A 15720-nucleotide genomic window follows, 5' to 3' on the forward strand; every position below is an offset into this window, starting at 1 on the left:
TCCCAAAAGTTAAACTTTTGGGATTTTATACGCGTAAATATCACTATTTCTAGTAAAATCTTTATCTTATTTCACCACAATATTAACGAGTTTGTTTGGTACTGCGATGACTTTGATGATGTCTTTGCCTGCGATTTCGGCTTGGACTTTTTCGTTAGCAAGGGCAAGATCTTGTAATTCTTCGCGTGAAAGGTCTTTGGCAACTACAAGTTTAGCTTTGACCTTACCTTTGATTTGGACAACGATCTCAATTTCGTTTTCAACCAATTTACTTTCGTCATAGCTTGGCCATGGCACGTAAGAGATTGACTCACCTGAAGCTGTCAAGACTTGCCAGAGTTCCTCACCTAAGTGCGGTGCGAATGGTGCAATCAATTGAACAAAGCCTTTGGCATAGTCGCTAAAGAGTTTGTCTTCCTTGTTGGCTGCATTGACAAATACCATGAGTTGAGCGATAGCTGTGTTGAATTTCATTTGGTCAACTTGCTCAGTAACGGCCTTAACGGTTTCATTGTAAACCTTGTCAAGGGCTCCGCTATTTTCCTCAGTAATCTCTTTAGTCGTGATCAAACGGTAAACACGGTCCAAGAACTTACGTGAACCTTCAAGACCTTCTTCTGACCAAGCGATTGAAGCATCTAGTGGTCCCATGAACATCTCGTAAACACGAAGGGTGTCAGCACCGTACTGCTCAACAACATCATCAGGGTTGACAACGTTCTTAAGTGATTTAGACATCTTAGCTGGTGCTTGTTCAAGCTCTTCACCAGTTTCCACATGGAAGAAGCTACCATCACGTTTTTCAACCTTATCTGTTGCCACAAGTGCACCACGGCTGTCGCGGTAGCTTGTTCCCAAAATCATCCCTTGGTTAAAGAGTTTTTGGAATGGCTCTTTGGTTGGTACGACACCGAGATCGTAAAGAACCTTGTGCCAGAAGCGAGCGTAGAGAAGGTGAAGCACGGCATGCTCTGCACCACCGACATAGATATCAACTGGCAACCATTGTTTGAGGAGTTCCTCGTCAGCCAATTTTTCCGTATTGTGTGGATCGATGTAACGGAGATAGTACCAGCTTGAACCTGCCCATTGTGGCATAGTGTTAGTCTCACGACGACCTTTAACACCATCTTCACGAGTCACTTCCAACCAGTCTGTCAAGTTAGCAAGTGGGCTCTCACCAGTACCTGACGGACGGATATCCTTGGTTACTGGAAGAACCAGTGGCAATTCACTCTCAGGAACCGCAGTTGATGTTCCATCTTCCCAGTGGATGATTGGGATTGGCTCACCCCAGTAACGTTGACGGCTGAAGAGCCAGTCACGAAGACGGTAAGTGACTTTCTCATTACCAACACCTTCTACTTCAAGCCACTCGACCATTTTGGCAATAGCTGCCGCTTTGTCGAGACCATCTAGGAAGTCTGAGTTGATGTGAAGACCGTCTTCTGTAAAGGCAGCCTCTTCAACATTCCCACCTTCAAGAACTGGAATGATGTCTAGGTTAAATTGTTTTGCGAATTCCCAGTCACGTTCATCGTGAGCTGGAACAGCCATGATAGCACCTGTACCGTAGCTAGCAAGAACATAGTCCGCAATCCAAACTGGAATTTCTTTACCATTAACTGGGTTAATGGCATAGGCACCTGTCCAGACACCTGTTTTTTCTTTAGCAAGGTCTGTACGGGCAAGATCTGATTTAAGACTTGCTTGACGTTTGTATTCGGCAACAGCTTCTGCTTGGTCAGCTGTCGTAATAGCATCAACCAAGGCATGCTCAGGAGCAAGAACTGCATAAGTCGCACCAAAAAGCGTATCAGGGCGTGTTGTAAAGACAGTGAAGTCCTTATCTGTATCCTTAACCTTGAATGTGACATTGGCACCAGTTGATTTACCAATCCAGTTGCGTTGCATGTCTTTGATTGATTCTGGCCAGTCAACTTCTTCCAAGTCTTCTAGCAAGCGCTCTGCATAGGCAGTGATTTTGAGCATCCATTGGCGCATGGGTTTTCTGACAACTGGGTAGCCGCCACGTTCTGATGTCCCATCTGGAAGGACCTCTTCGTTGGCGATAGCTGTTCCCAATTCTTCAACCCAGTTAACGGGAACTTCAGCTTCGTAGGCTAGACCTTTTTCATAAAGCTTGGTAAAGATCCACTGTGTCCACTTGTAGTAGTTAGGGTCAGTTGTGTTAACTTCACGATCCCAGTCGTATGAGAAACCAAGAGCATTAATCTGGCGTTTGAAGTTAGCGATGTTTTCAGCTGTAAACTCGGCTGGGTCATTACCAGTATCCATAGCGTACTGCTCAGCAGGAAGTCCAAAGGCATCCCAACCCATTGGGTGGAGGACATTGTGACCTTGGGCACGTTTGAAACGGCTGAGAATATCAGTTGCTGTATAGCCTTCTGGGTGACCAACGTGGAGACCAGCTCCAGATGGGTATGGGAACATATCTAGGGCATAAAACTTAGGTTTTGATGCGTCTGTTCCTGTTTTAAAAGTATGATTATCTGCCCAAAAAGCTTGCCATTTGGGTTCGATTTCTTTGTGATTATAGAATGTCATCGCACTTCTCCATGTCAAAAAAGTATAGTCTTCTTATTATAACACGAAAAATAGCAATAAAAAAGGTGAAAATACCCTCAACAGCAGGTTCTCTCCCCACTTATCCTTGACAATAAACTAAACTTACTCTATACTATTTCCAAATGACATAATGCTTTAACCGTGTCCTGTGAGACATGTAAGCGACCAAAATAGGATTCTATACAGAAATCCTACTATTTTTGCGAGCGTTTATAGAACTCAAGGGTAGCAGCTTGAGTTTTTTCTTTTACATTATAATGAGTTGAAGCAGCTATGACATCTCTGTTTTAGAATTTTTTCTATTGACAGTATTTAATAACGGTGGTCTGTGAGCCATCATTAAAGGAGGAGACTTATGTCACCATTAAATATCAATAAGAATAATTGGCGCGCCCTAATCGCTGCCATTGTCGCATCCGGAACCGATGATTTAAATATCATGTTCCTTGCATTTTCTATGTCAACTATCATTACTGATCTTCATTTATCTGCGGCACAGGCTGGTTGGATTGGGACAATTACCAACTTGGGAATGCTCGTGGGAGGACTAATCTTTGGTTTATTAGCTGATCGCTACAATAAATTTAAAGTTTTCAAATGGACGATTCTAATCTTTTCAATCGCAACTGGTTTAGTTTTCTTCACTACTAATTTATCATATCTCTATATCATGCGCTTCATTGCAGGAATTGGCGTTGGTGGCGAATATGGTATCGCTATTGCCATTATGGCAGGAATTGTCCCAACTAATAAAATGGGCCGGATTTCTTCACTAAATGGTATCGCTGGTCAAGTTGGATCTATTAGCTCAGCACTCTTAGCAGGATGGCTAGCACCAGCACTCGGTTGGCGGGGACTTTTTCTCTTTGGCCTTCTTCCTATAGTTCTCGTCCTATGGATGCAATTTGCTATTGATGATAAAGATATCTTAGATCAATATAATACAGACGCAGATGATGAAACTCTAGATATCAGTATAAAAGCTTTATTTGATACTCCTGTATTAGCCACACAGAGCCTAGCACTAATGGTTATGACAACTGTTCAGATTGCTGGATACTTTGGCATGATGAACTGGTTACCAACTATTATCCAAACCAACTTAAACGTTTCTGTCAAGAATTCATCATTATGGATGATTGCAACCATTCTTGGAATGTGTCTTGGCATGCTAGTATTTGGTCAATTGTTAGATAAATTTGGACCGCGTTTAGTATACGGGTGTTTCCTTCTCTCATCTGCAATTTGTGTCTATCTCTTTCAATTCGCAACAACAATGCCTTCTATGATGATAGGCGGGGCAATTGTCGGATTCTTTGTTAATGGTATGTTTGCAGGTTATGGTGCCATGATTACACGTCTCTATCCACATCATATTCGTTCAACAGCTAACAATCTTATCTTAAATGTTGGTCGTGCAATAGGTGGCTTTTCATCTGTTATCATCGGAATGATCCTAGACGTTTCAAATGTCTCTATGGTCATGCTTTTCTTAGCAAGTCTCTATATCGTTAGTTTCTTATCAATGCTAAGCATTAAGCAATTAAAACGTCAAAAATATTACACTAATTTAACACAATTAGATGTCAAACCAACTGACTGATATTACAAAACAGTATTCCTCAATTGAGAAATACTGTTTTCTTTATTTCATTAGATAGCTATTCAGCTCAGGCATCATACTTTTAGCATCTTTCATACCAAGCTGATAAATACTATCAAGTTTATCCGGATTCTTCTCTAAGCGGCCAATAACCAAGCTCTTACTCGGCCTAATTGCAAATAGATCGCCTGTTTTTTCAAGGCTCATGACCTTTTCAAGACTATTATTATACTGTTGGTACCGATTCGAGGCTGTCTTTACAAAATTAGGATATTTCCTATACAGAGTTTTATACAATCGTCCACTTGAAGGCTTTTTCTGATAATTGAGCGGCCTAGTCATCACAACAATCAACTTGTCAAATCCTAAACCACGGGCAAAATCAACGGGAATACTATCAGATAAACCACCATCTAAGTACTTTTTCCCCTGCCAATCAACCATCTTTGAGACTACTGGTAATGCTGAACTAGCACGTAAAATTTCCATTTGTTCAAAAACACTATCAATTTTAAAATATTCAGGTTTACCAGATGTCATCTCTGTAGCAACTACGTAAAAATCAATACTTGATTTTTTAAATGCTTCATCGTCAAATACATCCAATTTCATAGGAACTTCATAATAGGTGAAATCTTTATTAACAAAATTCCCTGTTCGAAGCCATGATCTTAGACTCATATATTCAGGGTGGGATAAATACTTTTTATTGTATCGCAAAGCCCTCTCTCGTTGTCTAGATACAAAATTAACACCAAACAATGCACCCGCAGAGACAGATACGATACCATCTATTTTTATTCCTGCATCTAGAAAAGCATCTAAAACTCCAGCAGTATAAAGACCTCTCATTCCGCCACCCTCTAAAACTAAACCAACAGACAACATAGGCAATCACTTTCTAATATTGATATTTGATTAAAGTATAGCAAAATATAGCTGTTTTTTCTGAAAAAGAATATGTTGTACTATATAAACTCCATAATTAATTTAATAATAATTTCTGAATCACACTCACCTATGATAGAATAATACTAATAGTTTTTAAATTTATATTTACTATATCTAACTAATATAAATAAAGGATTTTTTATGACTTATCAAAAAACAGTTGTTTTGGCTGGTGATTATTCCTACATTAGACAAATTGAAACCACATTAAAATCTCTCTGTGTCTATCATGAGAATCTCTCAATTTTTATTTTTAATCAAGATATTCCTCAAGAATGGTTTTTAGCTATGAAAGATAGGGTTGGACAAACTGGAAATCAAATTCAGGATGTAAAGCTCTTCCATGATCACTTATCCCCAAAATGGGAAAATAAAAAGCTTAATCATATTAATTATATGACCTATGCTCGTTATTTCATACCTCAGTACATCTCAGCTGATACAGTTTTATATCTTGACTCTGACTTAGTTGTTACTACTAATTTAGATAACCTCTTTCAAATTTCACTAGACAATGCATATTTAGCTGCAGTTCCAGCTCTTTTTGGGCTTGGATATGGGTTTAATGCTGGAGTAATGGTAATTAACAACCAACGTTGGCGACAAGAAAATATGACTATTAAATTAATTGAAAAAAATCAAAAGGAAATTGAGAATGCCAACGAAGGGGATCAAACAATTCTTAATCGCATGTTTGAAAATCAGGTAATTTATTTAGATGATACCTACAATTTTCAAATTGGTTTTGATATGGGAGCTGCTATCGATGGGCATAAATTTATTTTTGACATCCCAATTACCCCACTCCCAAAAATTATTCACTACATTTCGGGAATCAAACCTTGGCAAACATTATCAAATATGAGACTCCGTGAGGTATGGTGGCACTATAATTTACTTGAATGGTCAAGTATCATATCTAGTAAAAAAGTATTTGGTTTAGACCACCCAATTAAAACACAAAATTATCGTCTCAATTTCCTTATTGTTACAACTTCTGATTGTATACCATCTATCTCAGAATTAGTCACTGCCCTTCCAGATTGTCTATTTCACATTGCAGCACCAACAGTTATGTCTGACATTCTTATAAGCCTATTAGCTTTTGAAAATATCCGCCTTCATAAAACTTACACTCCACCTATTATTGATAAATTATTAGCAGAAGCTGATATTTATCTTGATATTAATGTTTTTGGAAAAATGGAGGGCATTCTACAGAAAATGTCACAATCTGAAAAACCAATTCTTACTACAAGAGAATGCAATAGCCAGCTTGTTCCAGAAACAGTTTTTGCATCTATCGATGATTTAATTAATTATCTTCAGTCTATATAAAAAAATTGGCATCCATTCACTATATACCCAACATTATTCTAAACACTTAACTAGGAGAATTTAAATGGAAAAAGCAGTTGCACTTGCAGTTGATTCAAACTACTTGGATAAAGCCTTAGTAACAATAAAGTCTATTTGTGTTTATAATAGAAATATAACTTTTTATTTATTCAATCAAGATACCCCAGTTGAATGGGTACGTAATATAAACAGGAAACTAGAGCCTCTAGGATCAAAACTGATTAATGTTAAAATATATAACTATGATATTGCTCATCTAACGACTTTTCTAACTGTTAGTACATGGTTTAGATTATTTTTAGCAGATTATATACCTAGTTCACGTGTACTTTATTTAGATTCAGATATTATCGTTAACACTAATCTTGATTACTTATTTGAACTAGATTTTAAAGGTCATTACTTAGCAGCCGTCAAAGATCCCCATAAAAATGAAGAAGGAGGGTTTAATGCTGGCATGCTTTTAGCTAATCTAGAACTATGGCGGGAAGATGGCCTCACTAAAACATTACTAAAAACAGCTGAAGAACTCCACCGAGTTGTCAAAACAGGGGATCAAAGTATCTTGAACATTGTTTGCCATAATCGTTGGTTATCTCTGAACAAAACATGGAACTTTCAAACTTATGATGTCGTTAGCCGCTATAATCATCGATCTTATTTATATCTAAACATAGAAAATAGAACTCCTAATATTATACATTTTTTAACTAGTGACAAACCTTGGAATGAAAATAGCGTTGCAAGGTTTAGAGAACTATGGTGGTATTACTTCCAACTTGATTTTTGCCAATTAACCGGCAAGCAAAGAAAAGTGATTTCTTACGAAAAGTCCATGGAATTGCTTTCTGTTTCAGATATTCATCTTTTCACCCTTACATCTTCCGATAATTTGGAACACATTGAATCGCTAATTTGTAGATGTCCTACTGTTCAATTCCATATTGGTGCCTACACAACAGTGTCAAATAAACTTAGCAAACTAGAACAATATCCAAATGTCCTAGTTTACCCTGAATTAATTGAGGCAAGAATTGAAAAATTAATAACATTAGCCACTGCATACCTTGATATTAATCATGGTCCAGAAGTAGGTAATATTTTACAAAGAGTTCATTTGAAACAAAAGCCAATTTATTCTTTCAACAACACGTCTCATCAAGAGAATATAACCAAACATATCGTTAATCATAATTCTATTGATAATATGGTTGTTTTAATTAACGAATTAAACCTAAATCAATTATAAATTAACAAAAATCCATCTTTATTTTAAGATGGATTTTTCAGAAGTTTTATAATTCTGCAACTTGGTACAACTCAAGTTCTGCTTGTGTTTCTGAGCCGAACATGTTGATCATTAATTTAACTTTGTTATTCTCAATCTCAACTACACGTCCTTCTTGTCCGATGAAAGCACCATCAATGATTTGAACAACATCACCTTCCTTGATATTAGTATCAAAGACATCAACGGTTTGTCCCATTGAGATGAGTATTGAACGAATCTCTTCTTCTAACAACGGTGTTGGTTTAGAGCGATTGCCGTGTGATCCAACAAATCCAGTAACGTTTGGAGTATTACGAACAACAAACCAGGCTTCATCAGTCATTACCATTTCCACAAGTACATAACCTGGGAAGCGATTTTCTTCAATTTCTTTTGTTTTCCCATTTTTCTCAACATTTACAGTTTGAGTAGGGATTTCCACACGCAAAATGTTGTCTAACATATTATAAGTTTGCGCACGTTGCAAGAGATTTTCCTTTACTTTATTTTCATAACCTGAGTAGGTTTGGAGTACAAACCAACCCTTATCAAAAGAATCTAACATAAGTTTTCCTTTCCTTAATAAAAAAGCCTTTTACGGCTTATTGGACTGCTATTTTCAATATATATTATAAAGAAAATAAAATAAGCTGTCAATTAAAGTACCGACTAAATCATTCTAAAATTCAAATAAAAAAGGCAAAGTTCTGATGAGGTTTGCCTTAAGATTTTGAAAGGATAGACCTTTCGGTTTATGTTTAAAAATAAAGTTAATTTTTTTTATGCTTTAAAACTATCGTAATAAGACCTGCACTTAACATAACAATTAGTGATACAATTGCTAAGAGTGGACTTGCGGCTTCACCCGTTGATGGTAATTTTTTACTATACTTTTTGTTTTCAATAGCTTTTTTAGCCGCCAAGTTTCCGCTTGTATTAACCGATTTTTTGGTTGCTGGTTTGGCTTCTGGTTTAGCCTCTGGCTTAACGTCTGGTTTAACTTCTGGTTTAACTTCTGGTTTAACTTCTGGTTTGGCCTCTGGCTTAACGTCTGGTTTAACTTCTGGTTTAACTTCTGGTTTAGCCTCTGGTTTGGCTACTTTTTTATCTTTTAATTCTAAACTTTGTAAAGCATCACGTAGCTTGTTAGCTAATTGATTTGCTTGATCAGTGGTAATAAATTTTCCCTCTTCCACATGATCATAAGCTTGGTCAACAGCTTTTTGAACTGCAAGTATATCTACGTATTTGTCCTTTACTTGATCATCTTTAAGCAGATCTTTAGCTTGATTATACCATGTAGTCAATCTTGTCAAGGCTTCTGGTGACAAAACTGGTTTTGCAGCTTCTGTAGGTGCTTGTTTAGGTACTTGAATATTTGGTTTGGCCTCTGGTTTGGCTTCTGGCTTAACGTCTGGTTTTTTATCTTCTTTAGTACCTCTGGTAAGGTCTTGAAGTTCTTTTAAAAGCTTTTTGACTTCATCAAGCATTTTTTTTGCTTCATCAAGTCCACTTTGACCAGTCCAAACACTTCTATTTCCGAAAGTTCGTTTATCTCTAAACCTATTCAAATAAGTTCCCACAGAGTCTGCATAATATCCAGGTGTAGGCAAAATACTTTTATGCTTTTCATAAATTTCTTTAGCCTTTTTGGATAACGCTACTTTAATTTTATTAATGGACTCAGCCTTAATTGTATTAGTTGATTTACCCTGAATTTTATTAATTGATTCAGCTTTAATATTATTAATCGACTCAGCCTTAATTGCACCACTTCCCAATCTCTCAACTTTTAATCTTACGACTGGTATACTCTGTTTAATAATTCGTCCCTGAGGTAAAGTATTGTTAATTTCTGCTTCAGTACTATTAATTAATTGTGGAAGTGTATCCTGTGATGCTCTATTAAAATCATCTACTCTATTTAGAAGTATAGCAATAGCTTTGTCATTACCACGATATTTAGAAATCAAATTCTTCAGAGTAACCGCCCCTAAATTAACTTGTTTCTTATGAGGAATTGAATCCGATATTCCTGAACTAGTATCCGCGTGTACAATACCACTACATACTATAAACGCTGCTGACATTGAAGCCAAACCATAAGCTGTTTTTCTTAAAAAGTATTTTACTTTTTTTTCGTTATTATTCATATTCGCTCCTTTATATAGTTAGTTAAAAATCCTAATTTATTAGGATAGGACCACGTTTATTTTAATTTGATTTGAGTTCCTTAACTAATTATATAACTTGGAGTTTTTTATTTAAACACTTTTCTTTAATTTATCTACATTTTATTAAAACAAATATCTCTTTTTTTAATATTTTTTTGCTAAACAATCTAGTAAAAACAATCAAAAGATTATTTTTTTATAATCTAATCGGATATATATGTTATTTTCCACACAAAAAAACCCTTAGTAAAATCTAAGGGTTTGGGTTGTTTCTATCTAAAATAATCTATTATTAAAATCGATTAATCAAGTCCATGACTCCTGCGGCTAACAGTTTGTCAAAGATGTAGATAACGATTGTGAAAAATACAGTGTATTCCAAGATGGAAATAAAATCTTTCCAACGTTGTTTTCGATTTGGCCAAGTAGTGTCACGCAATACTTGAAAAATCCCTTTGACAAACATTATCAGTTCTCCTTTTTGCAGTTTGTTACGCTATATCAACGCGTTTCTTTGTGTATTGTATATTTCTTACAATATTTACAAAATTTATTTACTTCTAGTCGTGTTGGCTTGGGGGTGCTACTTACTCCGATTGAGTAATTTCGGCTTCCGCATTCTGTACACGCTAGGCTTGCTTTCTTTTGTGCCATAACGCCTCCATAAATGCTATTTTAACATGATTTGTATAATCCTGCAAGCTATCTAAAGTAGTCCTTTAGACTATTCCAAGCATCTTTTACCTTCTCTTGGAAATTTGAATCTTCCACAGCTCTAGAAATATCTTGTGCAGCCTTACTTGCCGAATCTTTTAAATCATTAATAATTGAGCGTGATTCTTGATTCGTTGTATTACTAGCATCTTGTGCATTATAAACTGAACCAATATCGTTTTGGAAATAAGCATTCTCAATATGAGTAAAACTAGACCCCTTAGTATACGGTAGTATATATGAAGCTTGCGTGCTAAATATATTTGAAGCTGTACCTGCACTAGAATCTGTCAAATAATGGTGTTTATCTGTGTTCTTAAAGCCAACCCATTGACTAATAACGACATCAGGCGTATAGCCGACTACCCACTGGTCTCCAGATAAATTGGGGTTAAAATCTGTTTCGGTTGTTCCAGTTTTACCTGCCATTGTATAACCATAAACATTGGCATTAATAGCTGTACCATTTGAGAATGTTCCTAACATCATACTAGTCATTTTACTAGCCACTGAGCGACTAATAACTCGCTTAGGCTTATCTGTAAATTGCTTTACTAATTTTCCATTAGCTGTCTCAATTCGAGTAATCAAATGAGCGCGATGCATTATACCGTCATTTGCAAAAGTTGAGTAAGCTTGTGCCATTTCTAAAGGATTAGTGGTTACACTTCCACCTAGCGCCACTCCTAGCTCTTTGTTTGCTGATGACATATTTAGACCAAACTTCCTGCCATAAGTAAAGGCTTTATTGATTCCTAGTTTATCTAAAGTATAAACAGCAGGAATATTATAAGAATTAGCTAGTGCTTGATACATCGGGATACTTTCAGTCTCAATTCCACCATAGTTACTTGGTTTATAACCATGAAAATCTTGAACTTTATTAGGAAGTTCTTTATCTATTGACCATCCTGAAGCAATGGCTGGTGAATAAACAACTAAAGGTTTTATGGTTGAGGCTGGACTTCTCTTTGATTGAGTCGCGTAGTTAAAACTTTTAAACTGTGCATCTTTAGTACTTTGAACACGTCCAACTAAACCTCTTACACCACCAGTTTTTGGATCTAAAGCTACGCTAGCACCTTGGGCAGATTGACTATCATAGTCAGATACAGGGAAGAGGCTAGTATCATCAAATGTTTTTTGCATTCCTGATTGATAATTTTGATCTAAAGCAGTGTATATCTTATAGCCATTATTGACAATATCTTTTTCTGAAATACCATAAGTATCAATGGCTTCATTGACAACAGCATCAAAATAGGATGGGTACCTGTAATCATTAATTTTACCAGCATAGGTATCTGCTAATCTATTTTTCATACCAATTGAAGCAGCTTCTTTAGCTTGAGACTTGGTTAATTTACCTGCATCAACCATCGCTGCCAAAACAGTATCTCTTCTGTTAGTTGCATTTTCAACAGAATAATAAGGATTATAAACTTCTGGTCCTTTAAGCATTCCAGCAAGTGTAGCAGCCTCATCTACTGTCAAATTAGCAGCACTGGTTCCAAAATATTTCCTACTAGCATCTTCCACACCCCAAACACCATTACCAAAATAAGAGTTATTAAGATACATGGTCAGAATCTCAGCCTTGCTATATTTCTTAGTCAATTCTAGCGCTAAAAAGAATTCACGCGCCTTGCGTTTAATCGTTTGGTCCTGTGACAAGTAAGCATTTTTTGCTAATTGCTGGGTAATAGTTGAGCCTCCGCCAAATTTCCCAAGTGTAGCTACTGCCAAAAAAAATCGCTTAAAGTTTACACCATTATTTTCATAAAAAGTTCTATCTTCAGTTGCTATAACAGCATTTTTGAGATGATCAGAAATAGCATTTAACTCTACATAAGTTCCCTTTTGTCCCGAAAGTTTTCCAGCGTATTCTTTATTCTTATCATAAATGGTGGTGGTTGTTTTTAGAGCACTCTGTAAATCACTAACTGTAGCAGTTTTAGAAAGATAAAAAAGATAGCTACCAAATATAAGAATAAAAGCCATTAAGGCGATAAAAAGCAACTTCCCAATACGATAGCGCCGCCAAAAACGACGGATAGGATTCTTAGGAGAAGGGAGGTAACGATCAACTTTTTGTAGCCATTCAGGTCGAGATTTAGCATTTTCCTTTTGGTGACGAATGCCTCGCTGATACTGGGATTTACTAGGTCGGGTAATATCATCAATATCATAGACTTCTTCGCCATCCAAATTGCTAGTTTCTTGTTCATTTTTTCTTGTCATTTCGTCGTTGTCTTCATCAACACGAAATAAGTCTATAAACTTATCAAATAATTTCATAGACTTATTATATCAATTTTCAATAAAATGCTATAATAAAACCATGTCATTTTCATTAAAAATTAGAAATCCATACGGTGAACATACCGTTAAAGAACTCCTTGAAGATTATTTTTTGATTCCACGTAAGATTAGACATTTTTTGCGTGTTAAAAAACATGTACTTATAAACAATGAATTCATTAATTGGCAAACTGTCGTCCAAGAAAACGATACTATTACCTTAATCTTTGATGATGAGGATTACCCTACTAAAAAAATTCCTCTGGGCAGAGCAGAGCTTATTGATTGTCTTTATGAGGATGAACATCTTATTATCGTTAATAAACCTGAAGGTATGAAAACTCACGGTAACCAACCAAATGAAATAGCACTGTTAAATCATGTATCTGCCTATTCTGGACAAACATGCTATGTTGTTCATCGCCTAGATATGGAGACCAGTGGAGCTGTTTTATTTGCTAAAAATCCATTTATACTTCCCCTTATCAATCAACGCTTAGAACGAAAAGAAATTTGGCGTGAATATTGGGCTTTAGTTGAAGGAAAATTTTCACCTAAGCATCAAGTCTTGAGAGACAAAATTGGACGGAACCGTCATGACAGACGTAAACGAATCATTGATTCTAAAAACGGTCAACATGCTATGACAATCATTGACGTTTTGAAGTATATCCAAAATAGTAGTCTCATAAAATGCCGACTGGAAACCGGAAGAACCCATCAAATTCGCATTCACTTATCTCATCATGGACATCCCTTAATAGGAGACCCCCTCTACAACCCTTCTTCTAATAATGAAAGATTAATGCTACACGCTCACCGATTGACTCTATCCCATCCATTAACTTGCGAAATTATTAGCGTAGAGGCCCCTTCATCTACTTTCGAGAAGATTTTAAACAATTATAAAAAAGGAGTTGGATAATAATTATCCAACTCCTTTTAATCATTATTGCTTAGTTAATGGCTTACTGAGTAGTGGTTTATGGTAATCAAATTCTCCATCACTAGATGTCTGCCAGATTACTGGGATGATCTTATTCCCTTCAACTTTTATTCCGTAGGCGTATTTAACTTTAAGACCACCGATACCTCCTGTTACAAAAGTTGTAGTATCAGTACCTGATTCATATTGATAAAGGTAGAGCCCATTTCCCTTATCCTCCAACTTCGTAACTTTAGCAGAATGGTTACTTTCCTTAGATTTACTATCCTTGTAAACTTTTTTCTGAGTAACTTTACCATCCTTATCAAAAGTCATCGTTACTGTACCGTCCTCAACTTCACCTTTCCAACTTCCTACAAGATTCTCTGGAAAAATGGAAACGGGATCAGCCTTAACTTTATTAGTTTCCTTAGCTACTGTGATATCTTTTTTACCATCGTTAGAAATAAGGTAACTATTTCCTGATTTTTTCATAATAAAATTACCAGTTAAATTCTGAATAATGTGCCCATATGTTTTCTTATCAGGATCTGTTGATTTATCATAATTAAAATCATAATCGGCAGCAAAATTAACTTGATAACTTTCTTTCCCAACCTGTGTCATTTTATTAAGGACAATATTAGGAATAGTGAAATGGCTCGCTTTACGATTATCAGTTACAAATTTTGCTTTAATACTTTCTTTCAATCCTTTGTAAAAATCATTTTCGGCACCTTTTTCAAAAACTGTTCCTAAAGTCTGAGGGTCTTGCCCAGTTGATACATAAAGTATCAATTGATTGAAAGCAGTTATCAATTTCTGTCCAGCTTCTTTTTCATTTAATAAACCATCAACGTCTAATTTGATTGTCTGATTATCAGCGATAGAGATTAATTTTTGTTTATGAGAGGTTATCTCACCATCATTAAAAACCTTTTTGATATAAGCTTTTGAACCATCAGTCACTGGATAATTCTCTACGGAATAGCTACCATCTTTTAATTTAGCAATACGATTATCACCAAAATAAAGATTACCATCCATAAGATTACTTGTTACTGTAAAAGATTTAAAAGCGACCGATAAATCAATAGTTTGGTTTTTACCATCATAATCTTTTTTGAGTTTAATCTCTTTTCCGTCACTAGTCCCTTCAAGGCTAGCAGTATAATGGGTTCTAGGTAAACGTTCCACCGTTACTGAAAAATGATCTGAATTGCTTGTCGCGACCTTTTTTTGATTCAACAAAACATCCAATTTAGGAACATTGGTTTTCAAGGTCAAAGACATAGGCTTATTAGCAATACGATAATCAGGGAATATACCTAAGCGACTACCTACACGCTTTAGATACATTGAATCATTTTTGTTTCCTTCTTTTATTTCCTGCCCTAATTTACGCGCCTCACTTTTAGACAAGGGCTCAAAATTAGCGTAATTGGCCTCATCATTTGTGATAGATTCTCCCGTATCTGACCAAACCATGTATTCTTTAATATTATCAAACGCTTGACCTGACGTACGAGAACGTGCTGCTACAAAACGACTAAGTACTTGTCCCTTTGAAAAATAAAAGAATCCTAGACTCAGAAGTGATACTAAAACTATACCAAAAATAACTAAGCACACTTTAACAACTTTTTTCTTAAAAAAATCAAACATACCTTATCCTCTCATTCACTTTATATTAAAGTAAATTGCTTAAAGAAAAGTTACAACACTGATAAAACAGCTGTATTTGTACTTGTAACCGCTATTTTTCTATTATAACAAAACGAAAAAAGGATTGAAACCATAATCCGATTTCAACCTCTAAAATTTTTGTCTATGA

The 15720-nt window shown here is 35.8% G+C and carries 12 protein-coding genes; 4 read left to right on the forward strand and 8 right to left on the reverse strand.

Features of this window, described 5'->3' with window-relative positions; all coding sequences use genetic code 11:
* Positions 1-66 precede the first annotated feature (66 nt).
* A complete protein-coding gene (gene leuS, locus HMPREF9171_RS112145) occupies positions 67-2568 on the reverse strand; it encodes a leucine--tRNA ligase (RefSeq protein ID WP_000145181.1) in 2502 nt (833 codons plus the stop codon).
* Between the two features lie 376 nt (positions 2569-2944).
* Between leuS and HMPREF9171_RS112140 the strand changes: the two genes are divergently transcribed.
* On the forward strand, positions 2945-4192 hold the full coding sequence (locus tag HMPREF9171_RS112140) for an MFS transporter (RefSeq protein ID WP_000074740.1): 1248 nt from the start codon (positions 2945-2947) through the stop codon (positions 4190-4192).
* A 42-nt stretch (positions 4193-4234) separates the two neighbouring features.
* Here the strand turns inward: HMPREF9171_RS112140 and HMPREF9171_RS112135 are convergent, their stop codons facing one another.
* Entirely contained in the window at positions 4235-5080 is an 846-nt protein-coding gene (locus HMPREF9171_RS112135; protein WP_000953622.1) for a patatin-like phospholipase family protein, read from the reverse strand.
* A 204-nt stretch (positions 5081-5284) separates the two neighbouring features.
* Here HMPREF9171_RS112135 and HMPREF9171_RS112130 point away from each other — a divergent pair, with 204 nt between their 5' ends.
* On the forward strand, positions 5285-6481 hold the full coding sequence (locus HMPREF9171_RS112130) for a glycosyltransferase (RefSeq protein WP_000222146.1): 1197 nt from the start codon (positions 5285-5287) through the stop codon (positions 6479-6481).
* Between the two features lie 64 nt (positions 6482-6545).
* Positions 6546-7751, forward strand: coding sequence for a glycosyltransferase family 8 protein (locus HMPREF9171_RS112125; protein WP_000409543.1), 1206 nt, complete (start codon positions 6546-6548; stop codon positions 7749-7751).
* A gap of 46 nt (positions 7752-7797) precedes the next feature.
* Here HMPREF9171_RS112125 and nusG read toward each other — a convergent pair whose 3' ends face one another.
* The 5 genes from nusG to pbp2a all read right to left on the reverse strand — a co-directional run bounded on the left by nusG (position 7798) and on the right by pbp2a (position 12958).
* Positions 7798-8337 (reverse strand): transcription termination/antitermination protein NusG, encoded by a 540-nt coding sequence (gene nusG, locus HMPREF9171_RS112120; RefSeq protein ID WP_000887149.1) that lies wholly within the window; start codon positions 8335-8337, stop codon positions 7798-7800.
* A gap of 205 nt (positions 8338-8542) precedes the next feature.
* Complete coding sequence (locus tag HMPREF9171_RS112115; protein WP_001063293.1) at positions 8543-9925, reverse strand: YSIRK-type signal peptide-containing protein; 1383 nt, start codon at positions 9923-9925, stop codon at positions 8543-8545.
* A 313-nt stretch (positions 9926-10238) separates the two neighbouring features.
* The gene (gene secE / locus HMPREF9171_RS112110; protein ID WP_000497678.1) at positions 10239-10412 is read right to left on the reverse strand and encodes a preprotein translocase subunit SecE; all 174 of its coding nucleotides are present in this window, start codon (positions 10410-10412) and stop codon (positions 10239-10241) included.
* Positions 10413-10447: 35 nt separating this feature from the next.
* Positions 10448-10600 carry a 50S ribosomal protein L33 gene (gene rpmG, locus HMPREF9171_RS1000000113195; RefSeq protein ID WP_000057521.1) on the reverse strand — a complete coding sequence of 51 codons (153 nt, stop codon included), beginning with the start codon at positions 10598-10600 and terminating at the stop codon, positions 10448-10450.
* Between the two features lie 48 nt (positions 10601-10648).
* Positions 10649-12958, reverse strand: a complete 2310-nt coding sequence (gene pbp2a / locus HMPREF9171_RS112105; protein ID WP_000764820.1) for a penicillin-binding protein PBP2A — start codon at positions 12956-12958, stop codon at positions 10649-10651.
* Between the two features lie 43 nt (positions 12959-13001).
* Here pbp2a and HMPREF9171_RS112100 point away from each other — a divergent pair, with 43 nt between their 5' ends.
* Positions 13002-13886 carry an RluA family pseudouridine synthase gene (locus HMPREF9171_RS112100; RefSeq protein ID WP_000010473.1) on the forward strand — a complete coding sequence of 295 codons (885 nt, stop codon included), beginning with the start codon at positions 13002-13004 and terminating at the stop codon, positions 13884-13886.
* Between the two features lie 24 nt (positions 13887-13910).
* Here the strand turns inward: HMPREF9171_RS112100 and HMPREF9171_RS112095 are convergent, their stop codons facing one another.
* Positions 13911-15551 carry a zinc ribbon domain-containing protein gene (locus HMPREF9171_RS112095; RefSeq protein WP_000459242.1) on the reverse strand — a complete coding sequence of 547 codons (1641 nt, stop codon included), beginning with the start codon at positions 15549-15551 and terminating at the stop codon, positions 13911-13913.
* Between the last annotated feature and the right edge of the window lie 169 nt (positions 15552-15720).

Source organism: Streptococcus agalactiae ATCC 13813, from assembly GCF_000186445.1.
GTDB classification, from domain to species: Bacteria; Bacillota; Bacilli; order Lactobacillales; family Streptococcaceae; genus Streptococcus; species Streptococcus agalactiae.